The following is a 24486-nucleotide window of genomic DNA, read 5'->3' on the forward strand; positions in this document are numbered from 1 at the left end:
AACTCTTTTTGGGCCTGCCAAGGATGGCAATGACTTAGACGTGATGAACCAACGACAACTTCCAACGGGACGGATCTATGTTGCCGGCCATCGTGGCATGGTTGGCGCAGCGCTCGTTCGCTTGTTAAAGCAGCGAGGATTGTCTGATGCCGATTTGATCACTGCTGACCGCAGTGAACTTGACTTGACGCGTCAGCAAGACGTCGAAGACTTTTTTCGACAGCAACGGCCCGACGTCGTGATCTTTGCTGCCGCCAAGGTGGGTGGCATTCAGGCCAATGACACTTATCCTGCTGAGTTCATCTATCAGAACCTTGCGATGGCAGGCAATGCGATCCAAGCCGCCCATCAAGTGGGCGTCGGACGGTTCTTGTTTCTCGGTAGCACGTGCATCTATCCCAAGCATGCCCCACAGCCAATGCCTGAGGATTGCTTGCTGACGGGACCTTTAGAACCCACCAATGAAGCGTATGCACTGGCAAAAATCGCTGGATTAAAGCTGTGCCAGTTCTATCGCCAGCAATATGGCGTGCTGTTTCATTCGGCAATGCCAACCAACTTGTATGGTCCGGGTGACAATTATCATCCCGAAAACTCACATGTCATGCCGGCACTGATTCGGCGATTTGATCAGGCTGCTCGACGCGGTGATGAAGCGGTTACCATTTGGGGAACCGGTACGCCGCGGCGCGAGTTCCTGCACGTTGACGATTTGGCTTCGGCTCTTTTGCATTTGGTGACTTTGCCCGATCCGCCCAACCTAGTCAACGTTGGCACTGGAAAGGATATCTCGATCGGAGAACTCGCCCACTTGGTTGCCCAAGTCACGGGATTTGAAGGTCGCGTTGAGAACGATCTGAGCAAACCCGATGGGACGCCCGTCAAGCGGACCGACACTGCGGTCTTAACGTCCACCGGGTGGCAACCCACGATAGGATTACTGGAAGGAATCAAGGCGACCTATCAAGACTATTGCAAATCGCAAAGTTCTGGAATCTTGCGATCGGTCTAGCATCTCGTATTTTGGCCCTCGGTTCGATCGGGTAAGATGGGCAGAATGAACCGTCGGTGGCGGCACGACGCACGCCTCGTTTAGCAGTCATTTCAGGATTGGCGAATACCATGGAAGCATCTTCAACCGAGACCAAGAAAGCTCTGATTACTGGCATCACTGGTCAGGATGGTTCTTACTTGGCCGAATTGTTGCTCGAACAAGGCTATGAAGTGCATGGCATCGTGCGACGAAGTAGTTCGTTCAACACCGATCGCATCGATCACATTTATGTTGACCCACACGATCGTGATGCCAAGCTTTTCTTGCATCACGGTGATTTGACCGATGGGCAAAATATCACCAACTTGGTTTTGGACATCCAGCCAGACGAAATTTATAACCTGGGTGCACAAAGTCATGTGCGGGTCTCCTTTGATGTGCCCGTCTACACAGTGCAGACCACCGCGGTTGGCGCTCTGAATATCTTGGAAGCGGCTCGTCAACTGAATCGTCAAAAGCAGGTTCGCGTTTACCAAGCCTCCAGTAGTGAGATGTTTGGTGATGTGCTTGAGACACCACAAACGGAAAATACCCCGTTTCGGCCTCAGTCACCTTATGCCTGTGCCAAAGTCTATGCGTTTCACCAGACGGTCAACTACCGAGACGCTTATGGTCTGTTCGCCTGCAATGGCATTCTCTTCAATCACGAGTCGCCTCGTCGTGGCGAAACCTTCGTCACTCGCAAAATCACACGCGCCGCGACAAGGATCAAATTGGGGCTCCAGGAGAAACTGTTTCTGGGGAACCTGGATGCAAAACGTGACTGGGGTTATGCCAAGGACTACGTCTACGGCATGTGGCTGATGCTGCAACATGACACGCCCGATGATTACGTGCTGGCAACAGGCGAAACGTACACCATTCGCCAGTTCCTGGATTACACGTTCAGCTATTTGGATTTGGACTGGAACGAATACGTGGAAACGGATCCACGATACTTCCGCCCGACCGAAGTCGATCTGTTGTTAGGCGACTGCAGCAAAGCCAAAAATGCTTTGGGCTGGGAGCCTAAAACCAGTTGCCAGGAATTGGCACAGCTGATGGTCGATCACGACCTGGAACTTGCCAAGAGCGAAGCCGTTAAACTGGCCGGCGCCTAACGCTTGGTTCACTTGCCTCATCAAAGACGTTGCAGCGATGCCGGAGTGTGTCGGTTGTTCGGTGTCGATTGTGCTGTGCAAATTCACGCTCTTACTGAACCTGTCAGATTGATCACTCCTTGCTCTTGCGATTCAGTTCGTCATGGCTAGGCAGGCTTGGATCAATCGTGCATCTGCATTGGCAATTGCACTGGCCTTCGGCATGGCACTGTATTTGGCCATTGATTTCGGGGGTGTCCTGCGATGGTCGCAGTATCTGGCCGGGATCGTGATTGTTGTCGCTTCCGTCTTGGCCCTTCCCGCCGCATTTCAGCGTAGTCTGCCCTTGGGACGTCTGTTGCTAGGGATTTTGCCGCTGGTGATTTGGGCGGCGTATGCCGGACTGCAATGCTTGCCCGTGTCCATCGATGTGCTTCGCTGGCTGTCACCTGGAGTGGCCAGTTGTTACCAGGATTGGTCTGAGCCCTTGCTGCTGGCTGCCGATAAGGGGACGCACGGAGATTCGCAACCCGTCAGTTATCTCAGTGTGATGCCTTGGGCCAGCGCTCACTGGGCGCGTTGGATTGCCATTCTGATTCCGTTGGCAATCCTGGCCAGCCACTTCTTTATCGATCGGCGTCGATTGGACTGGATGCTGGTCGGAGTGGTGTCCGTGGTTGGTGCACACCTGGCTTACGCAGGCTTGACGGTGTGGTCGCCCGAGTTCGGAATCCGTTCGGCAACGGGGGCCGCTGGAGACACAGGCTTTGGGGCCTTTGTGAATCGTAACCACGTTGCCTTGCACATAAATCTAGGCTTGGCCGCGGGGTTCGGATTGGTTGTCGTCGAGTTGCAGCGCATCGCTCAGATGCGGCGCAGCGGAGTGCCGTGGCAAGGCATTGATCTGTTGGCAGTCATCACACGTTGGCGATTGATTCTTGGGGCCATTGCCGTCGTCGCCTGCGCCTGCGGTTTGGTCTATTGTGGGTCGCGTTCGGGATTGTTAGCCGCCCTTGCTGGACTCGCTTGCATGTTAGCGATGATTCGCATTGGTGGCATTGGCTGGGTGTTGACGGGCGCTTGCATCTTGTTGGTGGTGCTGGTCTCCATGGTGTCATCGGGCTGGAGTCGTCCAACGACCTTGGACCGTTTTGAAACCGGCGACCTCAAGCATGCTAGCATTTTGACAGAAGATTCTCGTTGGCCGCATTGGCAGGATGCTCTGGTGGCGGCTTGGGCCTACGCCCCGACCGGGGCTGGGATGGGCAGTTACGCTGATGCCAACCTGCCCTATCAAACAGAGAGCAGCGGATTATGGTTTCAGCACGCTGACAACATGTACATCGAGCTGGTGGTGGAACTCGGTGTGGTGGGTGTCCTCGTCATTCTGATGATGATCGCCTTGGTTGCGGGAGCGATTTTCCGTTTAGGAAGGTCCGAACAGGCACTTGATAAAGGCTTGTGTGCGATGACCGCGTATGCGTTTGGAGCCACGCTTGTTTCCCAGTGCTTTGACTTTGGTGCCATCATTCCAGCGAATTTGGTTTTGCTCTGTCTGCTAGTCGCTGCATGCTATTCCAGAGCTTGGGCGTTTGGCCAGCAAGATGAACGTAGTGCTGGGAGGTCAGATTCGATACGGGAAACAAAGCCAGCAACGACATGGCGCCAACGAAGTGTCACATTAACGCCGATGGTGCTTGCTTCGTTGGTGGTGGCATTGGTGCTGGTCGGCATGCGTCGTGACGCCTGGGCTGAGTTTCAGTATCGAGATCAAGTGTTGAAGTACGAGACCGCCAAGTTGTCCCCGCCTGAGCTTTCGGAGCTCTATGATCAGGCAACGATTCTGGCAAGTAACGATTCGCTTTGGCGACACGAACCGGAGCTGGCAAATTTGCTTAGCGTGATGGCGTTCCAGAAAACGCGGTTCGCGGAACTTTCGACGCTGGATGTCTCGCTCCCAGAGATGATCCCTCTGTATCGGCAGTCCAGCCTGGAAACGCGTCGGCTGCAAAGTGATCAGTGGCCGGAAACTGTGGACGTCGGAGCTGACTTTGCGCTCGCCAGCGGCGGGTATCGCGAATCCGTTCAATGGGCGTGTCAAACGCTGCGAGTCAGGCCGCTGGACTTGCAAGCTCGCGTGACACTGGTGTGCTTGGACTTTTACCATCGGGACGCCGAGCTTTCCGAGTTGGCGTTAATGCAACTGTTATCGCTTCAGCAAGGGACGGCTCGGCCGTTGATGGACCTTGCCGACCTTGCACTTGGATCCAAACGATTTGACTTGGCGCAGCAGGCAATGGGGCGAGCGCTGATCATCGAGCCAAGGTACGTGCGGGAGGCGATTGAGCAAAGTGTGGCTCATCCAACGCTTGAGCTTGATGCGATCATCCCTCTGGAACTTGAATGTCGTCGTCAGGCAGTGCAGCAGATTCTTGGCCTGATTGCAAAAACGCCGACCCTGCGGGGGCAATATCAATCGTTCTTAGCGGCCAGCCTCCAGGCCTTGCAAGTCGATCAGGCCGACGGGCTGGAGGAAAGGATTGAATGCTTGAAGAGCCGGGTTCAGCTGGGCTTCTTCTTGGAAGAGCCAGAGTTGGCCATTGCCAGTGCGAATCAGTTGGCTGAAGAAGGTGGCGCGGATGTGAACACACATGTTTCATTTTTGAAGATGATGCAACAGGCGGAGCGGATTCCAGAGGCGATCGCGCATGCCGAACTGGTTCTGAAGTCTGCTCCAGCCAGTAAACGGTTACGGGAACAGCTCAAGACACTTTATCTCTTGGATGCCCAGCGGTGACGCACCGCTGGGGTGCACATCCGATGGGCCACAGCAACCAAGCGAATTTGCAAAGTCATGGAACGCCCCGTTGTGTGACACTGCACCTGAAAACGTGTGCATACGGATTGTTGCAGGATCCTTTTGTGGGCAGCGGCTAGACTGAAGAAGGTGCGAACGCCAACCTGTATTGACTTGAACGCAATGATGAAACGCAAAGGGATTTTACTTGCCGGTGGTCTTGGGTCGCGACTGTTTCCGTTGACGCTGGGAGTCAATAAGCATCTGCTACCTGTTTACGATAAACCGATGGTGTATTATCCGCTTTCGGTCCTGATGCTGGCACAGATTCAGGACATCATGCTGATCTCAACGCCGCAGGATCTCCCGGCGTTTCAGCGGCTACTTGGTGATGGCAGCCGCTTTGGGGTCAACTTGCAGTATGCGGCCCAAGCTTCACCTCGGGGCATTGCCGAGAGCTTTTTGATCGCGGAGCCGTTTCTCGATGATTGCAGTGTGACCTTGATATTGGGTGACAATCTGTTTTACGGCCAGGGGCTGTCACCGAAACTGATTAGCGCGGCACAGACGCACCGGGGAGCCAAAGTGTTTGGTTATGAAGTTAGCTCTCCAGAGCAGTTTGGGGTGGTGGAGGTAGATGCTGATGGGAAGGCGATCTCGATTGAAGAAAAGCCGTCGGACCCCCGCTCCGCCCTAGCGCTCACTGGACTGTACTTTTATGACAACGACGTGATCGAGATTGCCAAGACGGTCACACCGTCGCAACGTGGCGAGTTAGAAATCACGTCCGTCAATCGGCAATACTTGCAGCGGGATCAGTTGTCGGTCGAAGTATTAGGACGTGGCTACACATGGATGGACACCGGGACCGCCGATGCACTGGTCGAAGCCACTCAGTTTGTGCAAGCGATTGAGCACAACCAAGGCTTCAAAGTAGCATGCTTAGAAGAGATCGCTTACCGCAACCGCTGGATCACCCACCAGCAACTGCTCCAATCCGCCATCCCCTACGCCGCCACCCCCTACGCCACCTACCTCCACCAGCTGGCTGATCGCGGAACTTGATCGCATCATGGATGCAAGCCTGATTGGTACTCATTGGCGGATCTGACTTATGCAAAAGCTATTCGAATCGATCACAACCATTGCTGAGGTTGGCTTGGCGCACGAGGGAAGTTTGGGCATGGCTCACTCCTATATCGATGCGGCGGCTGATTGCGGAGTGACTGCGGTAAAGTTTCAGACACACCTAGCAGACCAGGAAAGCAGTGCTCGAGAGCAGTTTCGTGTCAAGGTGTTTCCTCAAGATGAAACTCGCTACGACTACTGGCAGCGGACATCATTCACGTTGGAACAGTGGCGTGATCTTGCCTCGCACTGTCAGCAGGTTGGTTTGCAATTTTTAAGTTCGCCTTTTAGCAACCGCGCCGTTGAGTGGTTGGAAGATAGTGAGGTTGCTGCCTGGAAAGTAGCTTCTGGAGAAATCACCAATCTTCCCATGCTGACGATGATGTGTGAGACTGGCAAGCCGATTCTCCTTTCCAGCGGAATGAGCTCCTGGCGCGACCTTGACCAAGCAGTGGAGATCATCACCAAGCATGGCAATCCGTTGGTCGTGTTTCAATGCACGACAGCATACCCCTGTCCCCCGGAAAAATGGGGACTGAATGTGATCGGTGAATTGCAATCTCGATATGGATGTCCTGTTGGCCTGAGCGACCATAGTGGCGAGGTGACTGCAAGCATTGCAGCAGTGGCTTTGGGAGCCACGTTCCTTGAGTTTCATGTGGTGTACTCCAAGCAACAGTTTGGACCTGATTCCAAAGCGAGTCTGACATTCCCCCAGACCAAGCAACTGGTGCAGGCCACCGATGATCTTTGGCGGGCGAGTCAAGTGTCGATCGATAAAGATCAGTTGGCCGATGAGTTCAAGGACACTCGAGTTTTGTTTAGCAAGAGCATCGTTTCAGCACGCCGCCTCAAAGCCGGACAGGTCTTGCAGGCGACGGATTTGGAATACAAGAAGCCAGGAGATGGAATTCCTGCAGAGCGTTTTCAGTCGATCATCGGCAAGCGATTGATGACTGATGTTGATCAGGATCATTACTTCAGTGATCAGGATTTCGAGTAACGCTCGCTGGCGTGCCCGGTTTAGGAACTAGCCTTCGGAAAACTATGGAACCCCGAAAAATCTGCGTCGTTGTCACTGCGCGACCAAGTTACAGTCGAATCAAGACTGCTCTTCGTGCGATCGATGATCACCCCGAATTGACGCTACAGTTAGTGATCGCTGCATCCGCTTTACTTGATCGTTATGGAAGCGTTGTGAAACAGGTTGAGAGCGATGGTTTTCAGATTGCTGAACGCGTCTTTATGGTGTTGGAGGGAGAGAATCCCACTTCGATGGCCAAGACGACGGGGATGGGAGTGATCGAGTTGTCGACCGCGTTTTTGAATCTCGCTCCGGACGTTGTGGTCACGATTGCTGACCGTTACGAGACCATGGCAACGGCGATCGCTGCTTCGTACATGAACATCCCCTTGGCTCATATTCAAGGGGGCGAGGTGACGGGATCGATTGACGAAAAGGTGCGTCATGCGATCACAAAGCTCGCCGATATTCACTTGGTGGCCTGTGAAAGTGCCAAAGAACGTGTCGTTCGTCTGGGCGAGAGGCCCGAAGCCGTCTTCAACACGGGCTGCCCTTCGATTGATTTGGCCGCTGAGGTCGCTGCTGCTCCTGCCTTAGACTTTGATCCATTTAAGAAGTATGGTGGCGTCGGGCGCGTGCAGGACTTGTCGGCTGGTTACGTGGTCGTCATGCAACATCCAGTGACCACGGAATACCAGTCATCGCGCGATCATGTAGAACAAACGCTTCAGGCTGTCGCCAAATTGGATCTACCCGTACTTTGGTTCTGGCCCAATGTGGATGCGGGTGCCGATGGGACGAGTTCGGGGATTCGCAGTTTTCGGGAGCGAAATGATGCTGACAGATTTCACTTCTTCAAGAACATGGCGCCGCATGATTTCTTGCGACTACTAATCAACAGTCGGTGTTTGATTGGGAACTCAAGTGTAGGCATTCGCGAGTGTGCATACTTAGGAGTCCCCGTCGTCAATATCGGCTCCAGACAATCCGGACGCCAACGCGGCCCCAACGTCATCGACTGCGGATATGATTGTGCGCAAGTCAGTCATGCGATCGATCGTCAGCTGGTGCATGGGCACTATGAATCTGCACCAATTTATGGGACGGGTCAGGCTGGAATCGAAATTGCCAGCAGACTACTTCGTTGCTCGCTCTCTGTTATCAAGCGATTGACCTACTAATGCGTGTTCTGGGAATCATCACCGCTCGTGGGGGCTCCAAGGGAATCCCCAACAAAAACCTCGTCGAAGTGGCAGGCAAGTCATTGTTGCGATATACCGCGGAGGCGGTTTCGGCGAGTCAATTGCTCACGCGTACGATCTTGTCAACCGATTCGAACGAGATTGCCATTGCAGGTCAGGAACTGGGGCTCGAGTTTCCATTTGTCCGACCAGCGCATCTCGCAAAAGACGACACGCCAACGATTCCGGTCCTCAAACATGTCGTTGAAACGCTTGCCCAGCAAGGCCAGAGCTACGACGCGGTCTTTACTCTGCAGCCAACCAACCCACTTCGCTTGGCATCTGATATTGATGGGGCGATTGGTTTGTTGCAAGAAACGGGGGCGGACTCCGTGATCGGATTCAGCGACGTAGGTGAGCGTCATCCAGCTCGAATGAAAAGGATTGATGCAATGGGGCGGGTTGTTGATCCTGAATTTGCCGAGGCTTTCGAAGGGCAGCGTCGTCAGGATTTGCCTCCCTACTACTTGCGCGACGGGTCGGTTTACGTGACTCGTAGCGAGGTGTTGATGCAGCAGGATTCGCTTAAAGGAAACGACTGTCGGGGGTGGTTGATTCCGATCGAACGTGCGTTGAACGTCGATTCGCCTTTTGATCTGTTTCTTGTCGAGCAGTTACTCAAGCTTGGCCCGCAACGTTTTCCCGGTCGAGCAGCGGGGTAGATAAGAAAGTGTCCGTGTCTGATAAGCCAAAACTACTGATTGCCGAAAGCGAGGGGTTTAGCGAGAAAGCGTTTGCCTTGCTAGAGACAATGTTCGACGTCGATGCTCAAGACTTGTGCCGAAAGGAGTTGTTGAAAAACGTTGCTCTGTATGATTATCTGTGGGTCCGATTGAGGAACATGATTGATGCAGAAGTTCTTTCGGTTGCCACACGCCTAAAAGCTGTAGCGACCAATACGACGGGCCTGAATCATCTTGATCTGGACGCCGCCGCTGATCGGGGCATTGCCGTGTTATCGTTGCGCGGCGAAGTCGACTTCTTGCGTGAAATTCGAGCGACAGCAGAGCACACCATCGGTCTGTGTCTTGCCCAGTTGCGAGGTATTCCTGACGCTCATCGACATTGTATGAATGGTCACTGGGATCGCAATCAATTCCGAGGTCATGAGATATATCAAAGCACCGTTGGCATCATTGGATACGGTCGTTTAGGCGCGATTACGGCAAGCTACTTTCAGGCTCTAGGAGCTAACGTTATCGTTCATTCGGCAGGTCTGTCCGAGGGAGATGTTATGGATGGTTTTCCTGTGGTTACCCTGGACCAAGTGTTTGAGCGATCGGATATTGTGTCCTTGCATGTCAACGGTGCTCCCGAAAATCACGGCATGATCGGTGAAAGGCAGTTTCGAATTGCAAAACCGAATTGTCTTTTCATAAACACGGCTCGAGGTGAATTGGTTGATCAGCAGGCACTATGCCATGCACTGGAAGCCGGTTGGATTGCTGGCGCTGCGTTAGACGTTATCGCCAACGAGCAGGAAATGCGTGGGATAGAACCTCGCTTGTTAAATCTGTCTCCACAACAAGTTGTCATGACCCCGCATGTCGGTGGGAACACTTACGAGTCACTGGATCGCACTGAAGTATTTCTCGCCGAAAAATTGATCGCATTGGTCCGGTAGATAGCGATGAGGTTCCAGTTCTCATCGGGAGATTCGTTGGTTTGGGAGAGATCTTAAAATTGCTGGTTGTTGAATAAATGTCTTCAATTGCTTGCTACGTTGATACAAATGTCAAGCTACATGCGGTGAGTGACCTTATTCGCCGACTCGTCGCCCGTGGCCATGATGTGACATGTTATCTTCCGCTTGAAATTCACGACTCTGTTGCGGCGTTGCTCCCTTCTGAGGTTGCCATTAGGGATAGTGCTGTGGTGCTGCAGGGGCAGCGATTTGCACGCGCGCTCCAGCGTCGACTTCGATCTGCAGCGACGGCTTCATGGATTAGCGAAACAGCGGTTTCAAGAGCCGGAAAGCCATCAGCAATTAAGTGGATGTCTAATCGCTTCCTTCGACTCCTATTTGCAGGATGCGAACCGCGATTCTATAACCGAAGGTTGGAACGTCTAGTCAGCTGTTTCGTCTCAAAACGTTTCGCCGAAGATGCGGTCATCGTTGTCACGAGACCAACTGAACGCCTCATTTTCACCAATCGACGAACAAAAGTAATTTCAGTGATGGAAAGCTGGGATCATCCCTCAAAGGACCCGCTGGGATTTACTTCCGATCTGGTAATTACCTGGAATTCTGAAACGGCAAATGCATGGCAGGAATATCAGGGCGATCAAAATGTGCAGATAGGTTATCCAACGAAGCTAGCCTATGCATTGGAAGCTTGCCGTAACTCCTTGTCTGATCGTCCAGGAATCAAACAGCTTTTGTATCCGATGACCTTCTGCTCCACTTCGGGACGAGGGCAATTCGAGGAGGAAATTCGGTTCGTTGAAATGCTTGCTCGCTCGCTGCAGCAGGCAGGATTGAAGTTGAACGTTAAACCCAAACCCAATTCTGTTGAAGGTGAGCTTTCTAGGCTAAAGATGCATTGTTCTAATGTATCGATAGGCGCGTACAATCGGCCCTGCTCAAATACGTATCAACTAACAGAACTTTATAACGAAGTGCGTCTCCAAGAGCTACGCCAGGCTGATGGTGTGATTAATTTGGGGACGACATTTGCACTTGATTCAGCTGCATACGGTTTGCCGGTGCTGCAGCTAGAGTTGCAATACAGAGATGAATTTCCAGCCCTTACTAAGATTTCCTCCTATGATCACCTGAAATCAACTTTTCTGGCTCGTCCAGAGTTGACCTTAAAGGTGACAAACGTCGACTCTTTTAAAAGTCTTGCTACGAAGGCTTCCGTCCAAAACCTTTTTGATGAGCGTGCGTTTGACTTTTCCAGCATGCTTTACCATTGGATTATCTCTGGCGTAGATCATGAAAACTGGGAAGAGCAATGCTGTTGCGAGATTGAGGAAGTCATTGTTGGAGCGCAGCGATAGTCCTTATGTCGTGTCTCTGGTGTCTTTGGAAGGCTGGGGATCAATTCCTGCCTGTTTGGAAGAATGTTCCTTGAGACTGGATGTTCAATAGAGTGTTTCTTGCGTTCCGATATCGTGCCTGCGTTTCTGCAGTGATGAGACCAGCGTTTTGAGTCTACTACTTTACGGATACTTTGGGCATCGTAATTTCGGCGATGACCTCTTGGTCTCGCTGGCGTGCCGCCTGTGTCGAGACTTAGGTTACCAAGGTAAGATTGATCTGGCCAGTGATGCACAAGGTGTAGGCTATTTGCCACGTCTTGTTACTGGTTTTGACAACATCGTACCGATGACCCGCAGTGCACATCGCTTGATTTGGGGACGCTATGACAAAGTCCTTTTTGCGGGAGGGGGGACTGTGTTTGATTATCGAACGTCAATGAGCCCCGCGTATCGATTGCGAAAACGTATCTCGGATACCGTTCGGTTCGGTTTTCCACGAATGATTGGCACTCGGTACGCATCAATCGGTATCGGTATTGGACCGTTTGCTACGACCGAAGGGAAACGCGTGGCGCTGCATCGCTTGAAATATCACGACTGGCTTTCTGTCAGAGATCATGAGTCGTTCAAGCATGCCGCTCAGGTTTGTAAAGGCCAGAATTCTTTATCGATTGATTTGTCGCTACTAGAAGCAAGTCGTCTTCGTGAGTTAGCAAAGGAGATTGACAGGAAGCCAAATGCTGTGGGAATGCTTGTTCGCAGTTTTAGGTTTGGTGATGTTGGGAACCGATATTTAGAAGCGATGAGGCATGCTGCTCAGATATTGGAGAATCGAGGAGTTGACGTGCATTGGCTGTCGTTTCAGCCTCAGTATGATCATGCCGCACTTGAAATGCTTCCCGCAGGGAGTCAGATTTGGCGTTGGGACCCGGAGACAATGAATTTTGACGATGTATATCGAAAATTTGCATGTTTCAATACGTTGGTGACCGCACGAATGCATGGCACGTACATTGGGGGAATGCTGGGAGTGCCAACGATCGGGATTGAATTGCATCCCAAAATTAGGTTCGCGGCAGAAGAGTTTTCTAACACTTCTGTACTTCCTGCATCCTCCTCTGGCGAGCGAATCGCAAACGCATGTTTTGACCTGAATGGTAAAGCGTCACGGATCGATTTGAAACGGATTGCCGAGCAGGAAACGCGTTTGCGTCGGCAGCTATCAGATTGGTTGTCATCATGATGTTGGGCACTTTAAGTTGCGATCGAACTTTGGCGCGTTATGCGGATTGAATTGCGACGATTGACTTGCCGTATGCTTGTTAGGGGAGCCTGAGTCATTTCATCTGCCGGTCGGTCTGTCGGCCAGTTGGGCCTCGTCAACACGCTGGTGCTTGTATTGAGCGTTGGCCAGGCTTTTGTCGTTGGCCGATTGTTTGGAACTAGCATCGGCATTGAGGTCTACTTTGCTGCGTCCACCTTTTATCAGAGTCTTGTTCTCTTGATGCAAACGGGGCAGGTGACGGAGGTTGTGACGCCGTTGTTTCATCGCTTAGTGCGTGATCGAGGAGAGTTGGTAGGCGCTCGATTATTCACCGTTTTAATGAATTGGATGGTCAGCTTGGCAGCCTGCGTTTCCTTGGTCGGTTTTTTGTTTGCTGACTGGTTGATTCCACTGCTGGTCCCGGGGTTTGACTCTTCCGCTCAGCAACTTGCTATCGCAATGTTTCGAGCAATCATTCCATTGACCGCGTTGCAGATTTTACAGTCTCTGTTGACTTGCTACTTGACGGCAAAAAAACGATTTGTGCGGCAGGAGGTGATTCGGTTAGCGAGCGTTGCGACGAGCCTAACGCTAATTGTGGCCGGCGCGTACTGGCTAAATGCTTGGTCAATGGTACTTGGCCTGTGGACAGGGAGCATCATCATGGTTTGCGCGATGGTGTATTTGGCTCATCAAGCGGGCTATCGGCATTCCTTCGTGTTTTGGGACAGTACCATTAGTTTCCGTCAATTGCTTCGGTCACTGCCGTCAATTTCTAGCTATGTGATTGTAACCCAGCTCTATTCCATTGCGTTGACGTCTGGTTTGTCTACATTGCCTCAGGGCAGTCTGGCTATTTTCACTTACGCACGTCGGATTTTCTCTCGATTGAATTCGCTTATCTCGCGACCGGTTTCAGTGGTGTTCTTCAATCACTATTCCGCAGCAGTAGCCAAGGATAGTCAGCGGACGTTGCAACTAACTCGAGAAGCTCTCCGAGTCTTCCTGGTTGCTGCTTGCTTCATGCTGTTAGCATGGCTTGCCGCAGGGTATCCGGGACTAAAGTTTCTTTGGCTGAGTGAGCGGTTTTCGGTCGTTCATGTTTGGGAAACGTACTTAGTACTTATGTTGTTGAGCTTCGGCACGTTCTTCGCTGGACCAGGCATGATTTACCGGAAGATGAACGTCTCACATGGTCAGGTTATTGGGCAATACAATCTACTTTCGTTCGTCCAGGTGGCTTGCGGGCTTGCCGCGTATTTCATGATTCCAGCATTCGGATTGTTGTCGGCTGTTGTGATCGTTTTTCTCAATCCGTGTTTAAACGCTGCGATGGCCGCGCTGATTACTTTTCGGCGTGATTCGAATCATTTCGCCTGGTATCAGCGAGATGATTTATTGAACTGTGGCTTGATCTTGGTTGGCATTGGCGTTCCGGCTGCCGGAATACTCATGATCATCCCCGATACAGAAGCACGGTGGATGAATTTTGTGATCGCTAGTTCAATTGGCGTTGGGGCGATTTGCATGGCTTTCGTAGTGTCAGTTCGGTTGAGAATGGCGGAGCCCTTGGCGGTTTGGCGTTTGATAAGAAACGGCATTGCTGGGCGATTTACGTGATACAGGCGATTCGCGAACTGTTCAGAGTTGCTTGCGATTTCAATAGGAATGGGACGAGAGTTTGAATGCTAAAACGCGGTAAAGGAATCGTCACAGGCATGTTCAATGTCTTGGTTGGAAGGCTACCATTCCAGCTACCGAGACGCCTCTGCTGGCAGGCGATTTTTGGAGCGGTGGGCCGGGATGCATTTGTTGGGATTCGCACTCAAGTCATGGCGCCATGGTCGATTCAGTTGGGGGATCGTGTCGTTGTGAATCCAGACTGTCATTTGGATGGACGCGGTGGTTCGCTAATCATTGGCGAGGATACTGATATCGGACCCTATACACACCTTTGGACGCTGCAGCATGATCCCAATTCCGAGACGCACGCGCCAGTCGGTGGGGATGTGCTTATCGCCGATCATGTTTGGATTGCCTCTCGAGTCACTGTTTTGCCCGGAGTCTCGATTGGACGCGGTGCGGTTGTTGCTGCGGGATCCGTTGTTACGAAGGATGTTGCCGAACGGTCGATTGTTGCAGGGACTCCCGCCAGAGAGATCGGCAAGCGAGACAATGCACTGACTTATAAGCTTCAATATTCACGTCGATTTCGCTGAGATTTGAAGTCGTGTTCCCAGGAACCGATCGTGTTGACTTTGTTTTGAGACTCTGTCCCGGAGGGGAGTTAAATCGGTGAAGGTCGCGTATTTTGACAGCCCCAGTTCAAATCCATACCAGGAGCAGTTTTTTTCAAGTGTTGCAAATGCGGGCGTCGATGTGACACCGCTTCGACTAACACCGAAGTTTTACCAGCAATGGAACGATGACTTCGATATTCTTCATCTTGATTGGCTCCATGCCCTGTACAAAACCCGACGTGGGTTGGTCGCGACTTTGGCAAAATCTCTTTATGCAAATTGGGCGTTATCGCAGATTGGCAGGCAAGCAAAGATTGTGCACACGTTCCACAATGTTGTGAGCCATGATAGCAGTTTGCCAAGGGCACTAGAAACACGATTGGTTCAGACGCTGATCAGCCGAATCAATGCGTTTACTGTTTTTAATGACGTTTCATGTGACGCACTGCATAAGAACTATCGTCTGCGAAATGATCAAATCTGTTCGACGATACCGCATGGGAACTATATCGATTCTTACACGATGCGATCAGACAAGCTTGCCTGTCGTGCTGAGCTTGGAATTCCTGCGGATGTCTTCCTGTTCATGTTTTTTGGTGCATTGCGGGAAAACAAGGGCATCACTGATTTGGTCCGTGTGTTTCCAGCTGTGCATCAGAGATGTGGTGCTCACTTGGTTGTCGCGGGAGGTAATCCAACGGATCGTGTTACGGATTCGCTTCGTCATCAACCTCCTTCAATTCACGTGCGTGATGATGGAATTCCGGAACATGCGGTGCCGACTTACTTTGGTGCCTGTGACGCTGTGGTACTGCCATTTCGCAGTATTTTGAATTCAGGTTCTACCATCCTGGCGGCTTCATTGGGTAAGCATAGCGTACTGCCCGATCTAGACAGTTTGACGGCGTCATTGCAGTCAGGCACGTACACTGTGTACCCCGTGAATGACCTGAGGCGATTGACTGATGCTTTGGTTTCAGTGGCATCAATGGATCGCAAGCAACTTGACCAGAGTGGCGCGGACTCTCGTCAATATGTAAAGGAAACCCTCGCTTGGGAATTGATTGGGAAACGAACGCTCAATCTGTATCAGACTGTTTTGGGTGACAGTCCTTTTTGTTAGTTAGCCGCTTGATCGGGATGCATCCAAAGAGAGTCGCTCTTGTCACGTAAACTATTACTTATCACGCCTGTCTTTCCGCCAAAGGGTGGCGGGGGAGTCCAACGGATTCTGAAGTTTGCAGCTTATCTCCGCCAACACGAATGGGAGACAACGGTTGTTACGCGGAATTTTGGAGAGAAGATGCGCTGGCACGATGACAGCCAATTGGGGTTGCTGCCGCAAGAGTCTGTTATCAGGATCGGAGAATTCGTTCGGCACACTAGCTTTATTAGGCGGGTTGTTGGACGCTTAGCCCCGATCGACTCCGATTACTTTTGGTCACGGCAGGTCTGTCAAGAATTGCCGAACTTCCTCAAGGGTGATTACGACGCGATCATGAGCAGTGGCCCACCGCATTCGGTGCACCTGATCGGGCAACGCATCAGCAAAAAATATCGTTTGCCGTGGGTGGCAGACTTTCGTGATCATTTTACGCTGAATCCTGAATACCGGCCATCATCCGCACTGCACCGAAAGTCCGATCAACGATTTGAACGAAGTATCCTTGATGCGTCGAAGGCTATTATCTGCAATACGCGGATTAATCGCCGTGAGATGATTCGCCGTTTTGGGCTTCACTACCACACAAAGCTACATACGATCCACAATGGTTTTGATCGCAATGATCTGGCGGAGGCTGGGACTGGCCTTAAGGCTGACGATCAGTTTTCTCCGAGTGACTGTAACCTTGTTTATCTAGGTGGTTTGCGAGGAGGGCGAATCGATGACAGCTTTTTCAGCGTGTTAGAGTCAATAGGGGACATGAAATTCTCTCGCTTTAACCGAATCCTCGTCCATGTCTTTGGTGACGCTGGAAAGCGAACAGAGCTTTGTACAACACTCGTGAAGCGCGGGGCAGTGAAACTCCATCAGGCGGTTCCCGCCAATCGGATGCGCGCGGTTCTTGAGCAGGCGGATGGTTGTGTTGCATGGCAGTCTAACAAGCCTCAGTATCGTGGCACGGTTCCCGGCAAGCTTTATGACTACTTGGCGATGGAGAAACCGATCTTTTTTCTGGGGCAATCCAATGGTGAAGCAGATCGTATTTTGCGTTCTTTCAATCTGGGACGGACAGCTGTACCTGGGAACGTTAATGCTGGGAAGGAGCAGCTTTTCCAATTTGTGGAGTCCTTAGGCATTGAACACTATCGTTTCCTTCAGCAAGAGCGTTACCCGGTTGAAAGGTTTTCACGTCAGTTCCAAGCTGGGCAGTTGGCAGCGGTTTTAGATTCGATATTGGTTGACTAAGTCATGGATGTGTTTTTTTGGCAGAATATGCCCTCTCATATTCAATCCTGTGGGCTCGATGAATTCGCCAAAGTTTGGGATGGATCCGTGAATTGTATTTGGGCCGACTCCATCTCGACCGATCGTCAAGCGCTTCAATGGAAGACGCCCAACTTGTTTCATTGCACCCAGCAGTTTCTCGATGGCAAGAACGCACTTGAAAAGATTCAGACTCTGATTGACGAGAACAGCCAGGCAATTCACATCTTCAGTGGATTGGAAGCCTATCCCAAGATCTCTTCTGCGTTTGAACGTGCGAAGTCTCTCTCCATGCCAAGGTTGGGGCTAATGGTTGAGCCTGGCATTCGCTTGGGGATTAAGGGATTCTTTCGCCCTCTTCGTTCGCGTTGGTTAGCCCGACGTTATCTCTCGTCGATTCAATTGATTCTAGCAATGGGCAAGACGGGCGTCGCATACTATTCGAAAGCGGGTTTCGATCCTGCTTTGATCTTCCCCTATATGTACCAGGCACCTGAGACGTGGAGTTCCGGCGAGGGGTTGCCACTAGATCATCACGCTTCATCACGAGAAAACGGCGATGCTGTCAAGTTGGTTTATGTAGGGAAATTCGGCCGTCGCAAGGGGATCGATGTGCTGGTAAAAGCATTGGGGAGAGTCCAAGATCATCCATTCGTGCTTACCGTAATTGGCGATGGTGCTGAATTGGGCTCTTTGAAAAACTTGGCCCAATCGCTCGGGATTGGCGAACAGATTCGTTGGCTTGGGGCACAGCCGCATGCTGTCATCGGTGAAATCCTCTTGGAATCGGATCTGTGCATCGTTCCCAGTCGATTCGAGGGTTGGGGTGTTGTTGTGAACGAAGCGATTTCGGCGGGACTACCCGTTATTTGCAGTGACAAAACGACGTCGAAAGACTTAGTTGACTTTGGGCAATGTGGTGTGGTTTTTCGCTCCGGCAGCGTGGCCGACTTAGCCTCTAAGTTAGCCATTCTGCTCGCCGACTCAAGTTCCCTCGCTAGCATGCGTCGTAATGCCATGGTCTATCGCCAGTCAATCTCCCCCAGGGTCGTCGGATGCTACCTTGCTAATGTCATGCGACACAGGTTCATGGGGGCAGATCGGCCTAACGCGCCTTGGATGCAGAATGATCCTTCCTGAACAAATGTTCGAATTTGAGTGGTGCATCTTCGCCTGGGAACGCTGCGATTGTTGCGTCTGATCAGTGAACCTGATTTGTTGCAGAACCAAATTATCTAACGTGCAAAACCAGCCTCATCCCAGGACGTCGTTCAAGAATGTTATCGCATTCGCAGCATTCTTGTTTCTGCAGACCCTTAGTGTTCAAGTCGGTAAGATGACGGGGTCCAATGTTTATTCTGGCGTCGTGGTAACGATCGGAATTGCCGCTTTGTTTCTGCTTGTCCCCGCCGGCCAGTATTTTCGGGTCTGTCGTGGGAGCATCGAGATCACACTCGCATTCGTTGGTTTGGTGCTGGTGGTCGCCTCAGCGGTAATGTCTGGGGAACCGGTCGCGGTCATTAAAGCAGGATTGTTGGGAGCGTTATTCTTCGTGGTGGCTTCTCGCGCCTCATCGCTCACATCAAATGAATTGCTTTCTGCGGTGGGGACTTTCGCAGCACTCAACACGGTGTTCTTGGTCGTAACGCGAAACGAGTGGAATCCCAACGCACTGTGTGGCCATTTTGTCTTCGTTGCAATTTGCGGTATGACATGCTCCGCTTTATTGCCGCCGCCAAAAGCTAACGCTGTTGCATTTTGTTCTTTCTCGCTTGGCTCGTTGGCGACACTTTATTTTCATGCTCGAACAGCGTTCATTGGTTTGTTGCTGAGCTTATTGACGTATCAGCTGTCCAAGAGGGGGCTTCTGGATCGAGGCGTATTCTTGGTTCTAATGCTTGTTGCCTCAATCTCGATTCCACTGTTCGCAACTGATGTTTCGAATGGGTTGCGTGATGTTGCTGAGAACAATCTAAACTCCCGAAATCCGATCGCACAATTTTTATTGAGCGACAAAACAAGGCAGAAGGTAAAGGGCGATTTTTTCGATCGTGAACGTTTGTGGAAATACGCCTATGAGAAGATGTTGGATAACCCCGTTCTTGGTGTTGGATATGGCGAGCCACTCTCAGAAAGGGGAGACTTAAGAGCACACAATGCTTACCTGGAAATTGGCTACCAGTGTGGGCTTCCAGCGATGTTGATCTGGAGTGGGTTGTACATTGGTGTCGTGATACAAGCACTAGGTTGGGTGCAAAGTCGCCCGAATGATCCTTTGCTATTTCTCGTGCTCGTTTCATTCGCGTACCTTGTGCTCGCTGGAATGATGGAGTCGAGCGGGATTGTCTCAATTTCCACTCCAGGCAATTGGATTGCAGTTTCTGCAGTTGTGATCTTTCGAACCCGAACGGCAGAAGTCCACGTGTCGACTGTAACCGAACCAAGTTATCGGACTTTAGCTGAGTGAGCCCTCTGACCTGAAATGTTGCGCGGTTGTATCGAGTTTTAAGGCTGTTGTGAACTGTATGGGCAATCAAAAGAAGCAGCGTACCCAAATTCTGGTTGACGCTACGAATCTAGGGCGTGGAGGAGGAACGGTTCTGCTGAAGTATTTGCTAAAGCATCTCGACCGTGAGTCAGTCCGCGTTCTGATTTCTGAAAAGGCTGCTTCTGAATTTGACGCTTGCCCATCTCTCCATGTTGAATCACTCAACCCGCTAGGTTCCAAACGCCAGCGATTACTTCAAGAGCAATGTCGGAGTTTCCAGCCTAGAACCCTATTGTGCTTTGGCAATGTCCCTCCACGTCAACGCGTTGCAAACGCGCAGGTGATCACTTACTTTCACAATGCACACTTGCTTGCAAGCGTCGACCGAGGGACAAGCTATTCGCTAAAAGATCGGATTCGTTACCAGATTTTACGGGCGGCGATTCGTCGCCGTGGAAATCAGTCTGATTATTGGGTTTTTCAAACGAAGGCAATCTGTAATGCAGCGATTTCTGAACACTCCATTCTGCCAAAACAAACCCGAGTCATTCCTTTTTACGATGACAAAGAGTTGAACGCTGCCTGTTCGAGGAACCGTCAGGTGGTGAAACAACAAGCGTTCACCTACGTAAGCAATGGACGACCCCATAAGAATCATAGTCGACTCATTCAGGCCTGGAGAATTCTCGCGGAACGATACGATTTGCATCCCGAATTGCACTTAACTGTCGAAGCTGACAACCGATCTCTTCTTGGATCGATCGAGCGGGCAACGCGTGCTGGAGTGAGGGTAATTAACCATGGTGAACTCGGTTATCAAAAGACTCTTGATTTGGTAGCGGCTTGCAAATTTGTAGTGTATCCCTCCATGCTGGAGACTTTGGGCCTGGGGATGATTGAGGGGGCAGCATTAGGTTGTGATGTCTTAGCTAGCGACTTCACCTTCGTAAATGATGTCATTCAGGCATCCGCTACATTCGATGCAACGAATCCTTTAGCCATCGTAAACGTCGTTCGAGACGCGATGAACACAAAACTGGCTCGTTCTGATGTGCGTGTTTCGAATCAGATCCAAGAAATGGTCCAACTACTGTGCAGTTGAGCTGGGATTATTGCGTTCGCCGTTGCCATACACCAGATTATTCATGAAACAAATCTTACAGCATCTTGGCAATGGGGAGACGTTGCTGGTGGAGGTGCCTTGTCCTGTGCGTGGTCAGGGGGCGGTGCGGATCCAGTCGACGCGGTCGTTGGTTTCCTTGGGAACCGAAAAAATGCTGATCGATTTTGGTAAAGGTGGCTGGCTTGCAAAGGCTCGCTCACAACCCGAAAAAGTGAAGCAGGTCTTGGCTAAAATCAAAACCGATGGACTGTGGAGCACCGTGGATGCCGTCAAGGCAAAACTTGATACGCCCATCCCCCTGGGCTACTGCAATGTTGGACGCGTTGTTGATACCGACGTGCACTCTCGCTTCGCTCAGGGTACTCGCGTGGTCAGTAACGGACCTCACGCGGAAATGGTCTGTGTCCCTGAAAACCTCTGTGCGCGGATCCCCGATTCAGTCAGTGACGAAGCCGCAGCCTACACCGTCGTTGGGGCGATTGGTTTGCAAGGGATTCGCTTGCTGAATCCAACACTCGGTGAACGCGTCGTCGTCAGTGGCCTCGGTCTGATTGGATTGCTCTGCGTGCAGATGCTACGTGCCAACGGCTGTGAAGTGCTGGGCATTGATTACGATGCCAAGAAGCTTGAGCTGGCTCGATCCTTCGGCGCGAAAACCGTCGATCTATCCGCTGGTCAGGATCCAGTGCAAGCCGCTGAAGCGTTTTCCGCTGGCGTGGGCGTCGACGGTGTCTTGATTACCGCATCCACCAAGAGCGACCAATTGATGCACCAAGCAGCCACCATGTGTCGCAAGCGAGGTCGCATCGTCTTGGTCGGCGTCGTCGGGCTGAACCTCAGTCGTGCGGACTTTTACGAAAAGGAACTGAGCTTTCAAGTCTCCTGTTCCTATGGGCCGGGACGTTATGACAGCAACTATGAACAACGCGGACTGGACTACCCGATCGGATTTGTGCGTTGGACCGAACAACGCAACTTTGAAGCCGTGCTCAGCTTGATTGAGCAAGGGAAACTGCAAACGGAACCGTTGACCACTCATCGGTTTGAGTTCGATCAAGCGCTTGATGGCTATGCGGCAATCGAACAATCTAACGCGATGGGAATCTTGCTGAACTATCCAGAGCAAGCATTGGCGGAACTGATGCGTCAGTCGTTCCCCGTGGCTTCCCGTCTGCCAATCAACGTCAGTGAACGAGTCGGTGTCGCCTTTGTTGGTGCCGGAGCCTTCACAACAAGGATGCTTTTGCCCAACTTACCCGCAGGCATCGCTCGAAAAGCCATCATCAGCGGGTCCGGTGTCAGTGCAGCTCAAGCAGCGCAGAAATTCAACTTTGAAACAAGCGGGAGTGATTTTCAGGCTGTGCTCGATGATCCCACCATCGATCTTGTTTGCATCACCACGCCACATCACACTCATGCGGCAATGGTTTGCCAGGCCTTGCAAGCTGGCAAACATGTCTTTGTCGAGAAGCCGTTGGCGATAAACGAAGACCAGTTGCAGTCCGTTCGCGATGCGCTTTCCCAATACTCAAATCAACGTTTGATGTTGGGGTTCAATCGACGTTTTTCACCTCACACTCAGCAGGTTGTCAAATGGCTTGCTGCGACTCCCGGTAGCAAGTCAGTGGTTGTCACCGTCAACGCGGGAGCCATCCCTGCAGAGCATTGGACTCAGCAAATGGCGGTGGGCGGAGGACGGATCATTGGAGAGGCCTGTCACTTCATCGATCTCGCTCGCTTTTTGATCGGTTGTGAAATTCAGTCCGTTGACGCGATCCCAATGACCGGTCACGCAGGGTCGCTCGGTGACACTGCGTCTATTCAACTTGGTTTCGCCGACGGCTCGATCGCGACCATCCACTACTTTGCCAATGGCAGTGCACAGTACCCGAAGGAACGTGTCGAGGTCTTTGCTGCGGGCAAAGTCATGCAGATCGACAACTTTAGGAAATCAAAGCTCATCGGTGGCAAAGGCAGTCACTCAACGCGTCGCCAGGATAAGGGGCATCGCGCTGAGCTTGCAGCGTTGATTGAAGCGTTGGGCGTGCCTGATGCCGCCTCTCCGATCCCCGTGTCGGAAATCCTGGAAGTCAGCGCAGTGACGTTGCAAGCGGATCAGCAGATCCGTCGTGCCTTGGCGTCCTTTCCAGCGTCTTCGCAGGCCGACTCTTAGTAACGATTGACTGCCTGGCGAAGGCCGGCACTACAACACACCCACGATTCTGACGTGCAGATTGTTTTCTTTTCTCATTACTATGCGCCCGAAGGCAATGCGCCGGCGTCGCGGACGGCGGAGCATTGTCAGCGGTGGGCTCAGTGTGATGAGCACCGTGTGACCGTGATCACTTGTGCGCCGAATGTGCCCGATGGCAAGGTCTATCCGGGGTATCGAAATCGCTTTCGGCCGACGCGAGAAATGATCGACGGCGTCGAAGTGATTCGCGTTTGGACCTGGATTCGTCCCGGCGGTGGAAAGCTGTCGCTGATGCTGAACTATCTGTCCTATTTGATCACCGCGCTGCTGACGTTCTTTTTGGTCGTGCGGCGACCGGATGTGATTCTCGCTACAACACCACAATTCTTCTGTGGAATCGCTGGCGTCTTGGCCGGTAAGTTGCGACGTGTCCCCACAGTCTTGGAAGTCCGTGACATCTGGCCAGAATCCATTGTCACCGTTGGTGCAATGAAGCGTGGTTGGGTCATTCGCACTTTAGAGAAACTGGAGCGTTGGATGTACCGTAGCGCCGATCATTTAGTCACCGTCGGCCCCGGTTATCGCGACAATATTCTTGAGAAAGTCGACGTGCGCGACCGTCTCTCGATGGTCACCAACGGCGTTGATCCCGCTCGGTTTACCCCTGTCGCCGATGATGGCCAGCTGAGAAAACGTTATGACCTGGGTGACCGCTTGGTCTGTTCCTATATCGGGACCATCGGACGAGCGCATGGATTGGAAATTGTGATTCGTGCGGCCCAGCGACTGCAGGAGACACAATCAGAACAGATCGCGTTTCTGGTTGTCGGTGGTGGCGCAAACCTGGATCACCTGCGGCAGGCGGTTGAAGACGCTGGTGTTCAAGATCGAGTGGTGTTGACCGGCCGACTGGACAAGAGCCAGATGCCCGCCGTTCTGGCGGCGTCGGATGTCTGCTTGGTCCATCTAAGCAAGGTCGATCTGTTTGAACATGTGATCCCATCGAAGATCTTCGAGACGATGGCGATGGAGAAGCCCATTATCATGGGCGTCAAAGGTCGCGCTCGAGACATCGTGCTGCAGGCCGGGGCTGGCGTGCCACTGGAGCCGGAAAGCGACGAGGAACTGGCCAGATTCCTTGATCAACGCTTCGATCAACCAGAGACTCTCGTGGAGATGGGGAAACGGGGACGAGGCTTTGTGATGAAGTACTTTGATCGCGATCTCCTGGCTGCTGATCTCTTGCAGATTCTAGAACGCGTCGGTCGTGGGGATGTGTTCTGTCATCCGGATCGACGCTGGGAGCCGCAAGATTCATGGGACGTGTCCAGTGGTGCAGGCAGCTTGCGGGAGTCAATTTCCGGCCAGCAGACGCCTGATGCCGACGCTGTGCAAGTGCCCGACCAGTCCGTTGGTCAGGACCAGTCGGTTTCCTAGTAGG

General features: G+C 52.0%; 20 protein-coding genes. 19 read left to right on the forward strand and 1 reads right to left on the reverse strand.

What is annotated here, in order from left to right; all coding sequences use genetic code 11:
- Positions 1-43: 43 nt before the first annotated feature.
- From SV7mr_RS07945 to SV7mr_RS07990, 10 genes are all read left to right on the forward strand, one after another.
- Positions 44-1012 (forward strand): GDP-L-fucose synthase family protein, encoded by a 969-nt coding sequence (locus tag SV7mr_RS07945; RefSeq protein ID WP_145270835.1) that lies wholly within the window; start codon positions 44-46, stop codon positions 1010-1012.
- A gap of 110 nt (positions 1013-1122) precedes the next feature.
- Complete coding sequence (gene gmd, locus SV7mr_RS07950; RefSeq protein WP_145270837.1) at positions 1123-2154, forward strand: GDP-mannose 4,6-dehydratase; 1032 nt, start codon at positions 1123-1125, stop codon at positions 2152-2154.
- A 142-nt stretch (positions 2155-2296) separates the two neighbouring features.
- The gene (locus tag SV7mr_RS07955; protein WP_145270839.1) at positions 2297-4930 is read left to right on the forward strand and encodes an O-antigen ligase family protein; all 2634 of its coding nucleotides are present in this window, start codon (positions 2297-2299) and stop codon (positions 4928-4930) included.
- A gap of 183 nt (positions 4931-5113) precedes the next feature.
- Positions 5114-5995 carry a glucose-1-phosphate thymidylyltransferase RfbA gene (rfbA, locus tag SV7mr_RS07960; RefSeq protein ID WP_419188238.1) on the forward strand — a complete coding sequence of 294 codons (882 nt, stop codon included), beginning with the start codon at positions 5114-5116 and terminating at the stop codon, positions 5993-5995.
- A 49-nt stretch (positions 5996-6044) separates the two neighbouring features.
- Complete coding sequence (locus SV7mr_RS07965) at positions 6045-7061, forward strand: N-acetylneuraminate synthase family protein (RefSeq protein ID WP_145270841.1); 1017 nt, start codon at positions 6045-6047, stop codon at positions 7059-7061.
- A gap of 44 nt (positions 7062-7105) precedes the next feature.
- Entirely contained in the window at positions 7106-8263 is a 1158-nt protein-coding gene (gene neuC, locus SV7mr_RS07970) for a UDP-N-acetylglucosamine 2-epimerase (protein WP_145270843.1), read from the forward strand.
- Positions 8263-8985, forward strand: coding sequence for an acylneuraminate cytidylyltransferase family protein (locus SV7mr_RS07975; RefSeq protein WP_145270846.1), 723 nt, complete (start codon positions 8263-8265; stop codon positions 8983-8985). The genes neuC and SV7mr_RS07975 overlap by 1 nt, the downstream gene beginning before the upstream one ends.
- 14 nt (positions 8986-8999) lie before the next feature.
- The gene (locus SV7mr_RS07980; RefSeq protein WP_145270848.1) at positions 9000-9947 is read left to right on the forward strand and encodes an NAD(P)-dependent oxidoreductase; all 948 of its coding nucleotides are present in this window, start codon (positions 9000-9002) and stop codon (positions 9945-9947) included.
- 77 nt (positions 9948-10024) lie between these two features.
- Complete coding sequence (locus tag SV7mr_RS07985; RefSeq protein ID WP_145270850.1) at positions 10025-11326, forward strand: glycosyltransferase; 1302 nt, start codon at positions 10025-10027, stop codon at positions 11324-11326.
- A 148-nt stretch (positions 11327-11474) separates the two neighbouring features.
- Entirely contained in the window at positions 11475-12551 is a 1077-nt protein-coding gene (locus SV7mr_RS07990) for a polysaccharide pyruvyl transferase family protein (RefSeq protein WP_419188239.1), read from the forward strand.
- 99 nt (positions 12552-12650) lie between these two features.
- Here SV7mr_RS07990 and SV7mr_RS25180 read toward each other — a convergent pair whose 3' ends face one another.
- Positions 12651-12857: a hypothetical protein gene (locus SV7mr_RS25180; RefSeq protein ID WP_419188520.1), complete on the reverse strand. Its 207-nt coding sequence runs from the start codon at positions 12855-12857 to the stop codon at positions 12651-12653.
- On the opposite strand from SV7mr_RS25180, the gene SV7mr_RS07995 reads away from it, so the two are divergent.
- From SV7mr_RS07995 to SV7mr_RS08035, 9 genes are all read left to right on the forward strand, one after another.
- Entirely contained in the window at positions 12762-14192 is a 1431-nt protein-coding gene (locus SV7mr_RS07995) for a lipid II flippase MurJ (RefSeq protein WP_419188457.1), read from the forward strand. The genes SV7mr_RS25180 and SV7mr_RS07995 overlap by 96 nt on opposite strands.
- A 65-nt stretch (positions 14193-14257) precedes the next feature.
- Positions 14258-14791: an acyltransferase gene (locus tag SV7mr_RS08000; RefSeq protein WP_419188240.1), complete on the forward strand. Its 534-nt coding sequence runs from the start codon at positions 14258-14260 to the stop codon at positions 14789-14791.
- 76 nt (positions 14792-14867) lie between these two features.
- Positions 14868-15935 carry a glycosyltransferase gene (locus tag SV7mr_RS08005; protein WP_145270856.1) on the forward strand — a complete coding sequence of 356 codons (1068 nt, stop codon included), beginning with the start codon at positions 14868-14870 and terminating at the stop codon, positions 15933-15935.
- A 39-nt stretch (positions 15936-15974) separates the two neighbouring features.
- Positions 15975-17222 (forward strand): glycosyltransferase, encoded by a 1248-nt coding sequence (locus SV7mr_RS08010; protein WP_419188241.1) that lies wholly within the window; start codon positions 15975-15977, stop codon positions 17220-17222.
- A 3-nt stretch (positions 17223-17225) separates the two neighbouring features.
- A complete protein-coding gene (locus tag SV7mr_RS08015) occupies positions 17226-18380 on the forward strand; it encodes a glycosyltransferase (RefSeq protein WP_145270860.1) in 1155 nt (384 codons plus the stop codon).
- A 100-nt stretch (positions 18381-18480) separates the two neighbouring features.
- Positions 18481-19707: an O-antigen ligase family protein gene (locus tag SV7mr_RS08020; protein ID WP_145270863.1), complete on the forward strand. Its 1227-nt coding sequence runs from the start codon at positions 18481-18483 to the stop codon at positions 19705-19707.
- Between the two features lie 58 nt (positions 19708-19765).
- A complete protein-coding gene (locus SV7mr_RS08025) occupies positions 19766-20830 on the forward strand; it encodes a glycosyltransferase (RefSeq protein ID WP_145270865.1) in 1065 nt (354 codons plus the stop codon).
- A 43-nt stretch (positions 20831-20873) separates the two neighbouring features.
- The gene (locus SV7mr_RS08030; RefSeq protein WP_145270867.1) at positions 20874-23024 is read left to right on the forward strand and encodes a bi-domain-containing oxidoreductase; all 2151 of its coding nucleotides are present in this window, start codon (positions 20874-20876) and stop codon (positions 23022-23024) included.
- 54 nt (positions 23025-23078) lie between these two features.
- Positions 23079-24482, forward strand: a complete 1404-nt coding sequence (locus SV7mr_RS08035; RefSeq protein ID WP_419188242.1) for a glycosyltransferase family 4 protein — start codon at positions 23079-23081, stop codon at positions 24480-24482.
- Positions 24483-24486: the final 4 nt, after the last annotated feature.

The organism is Stieleria bergensis (assembly GCA_007745635.1).
GTDB classification, from domain to species: domain Bacteria; phylum Planctomycetota; class Planctomycetia; order Pirellulales; family Pirellulaceae; genus Stieleria; species Stieleria bergensis.

Coding starts and splice junctions, on each gene's coding strand:
- SV7mr_RS07945 (WP_145270835.1), top strand. CDS start 44: ATGAACCAACGACAACTTCCAACGGGACGGATCTATGTTGCCGGCCAT.
- gmd (WP_145270837.1), top strand. CDS start 1,123: ATGGAAGCATCTTCAACCGAGACCAAGAAAGCTCTGATTACTGGCATC.
- SV7mr_RS07955 (WP_145270839.1), top strand. CDS start 2,297: ATGGCTAGGCAGGCTTGGATCAATCGTGCATCTGCATTGGCAATTGCA.
- rfbA (WP_419188238.1), top strand. CDS start 5,114: ATGATGAAACGCAAAGGGATTTTACTTGCCGGTGGTCTTGGGTCGCGA.
- SV7mr_RS07965 (WP_145270841.1), top strand. CDS start 6,045: ATGCAAAAGCTATTCGAATCGATCACAACCATTGCTGAGGTTGGCTTG.
- neuC (WP_145270843.1), top strand. CDS start 7,106: ATGGAACCCCGAAAAATCTGCGTCGTTGTCACTGCGCGACCAAGTTAC.
- SV7mr_RS07975 (WP_145270846.1), top strand. CDS start 8,263: ATGCGTGTTCTGGGAATCATCACCGCTCGTGGGGGCTCCAAGGGAATC.
- SV7mr_RS07985 (WP_145270850.1), top strand. CDS start 10,025: ATGTCTTCAATTGCTTGCTACGTTGATACAAATGTCAAGCTACATGCG.
- SV7mr_RS25180 (WP_419188520.1), bottom strand. CDS start 12,857: ATGAAACAACGGCGTCACAACCTCCGTCACCTGCCCCGTTTGCATCAA.
- SV7mr_RS08000 (WP_419188240.1), top strand. CDS start 14,258: ATGCTAAAACGCGGTAAAGGAATCGTCACAGGCATGTTCAATGTCTTG.
- SV7mr_RS08015 (WP_145270860.1), top strand. CDS start 17,226: ATGGATGTGTTTTTTTGGCAGAATATGCCCTCTCATATTCAATCCTGT.
- SV7mr_RS08025 (WP_145270865.1), top strand. CDS start 19,766: ATGGGCAATCAAAAGAAGCAGCGTACCCAAATTCTGGTTGACGCTACG.
- SV7mr_RS08030 (WP_145270867.1), top strand. CDS start 20,874: ATGAAACAAATCTTACAGCATCTTGGCAATGGGGAGACGTTGCTGGTG.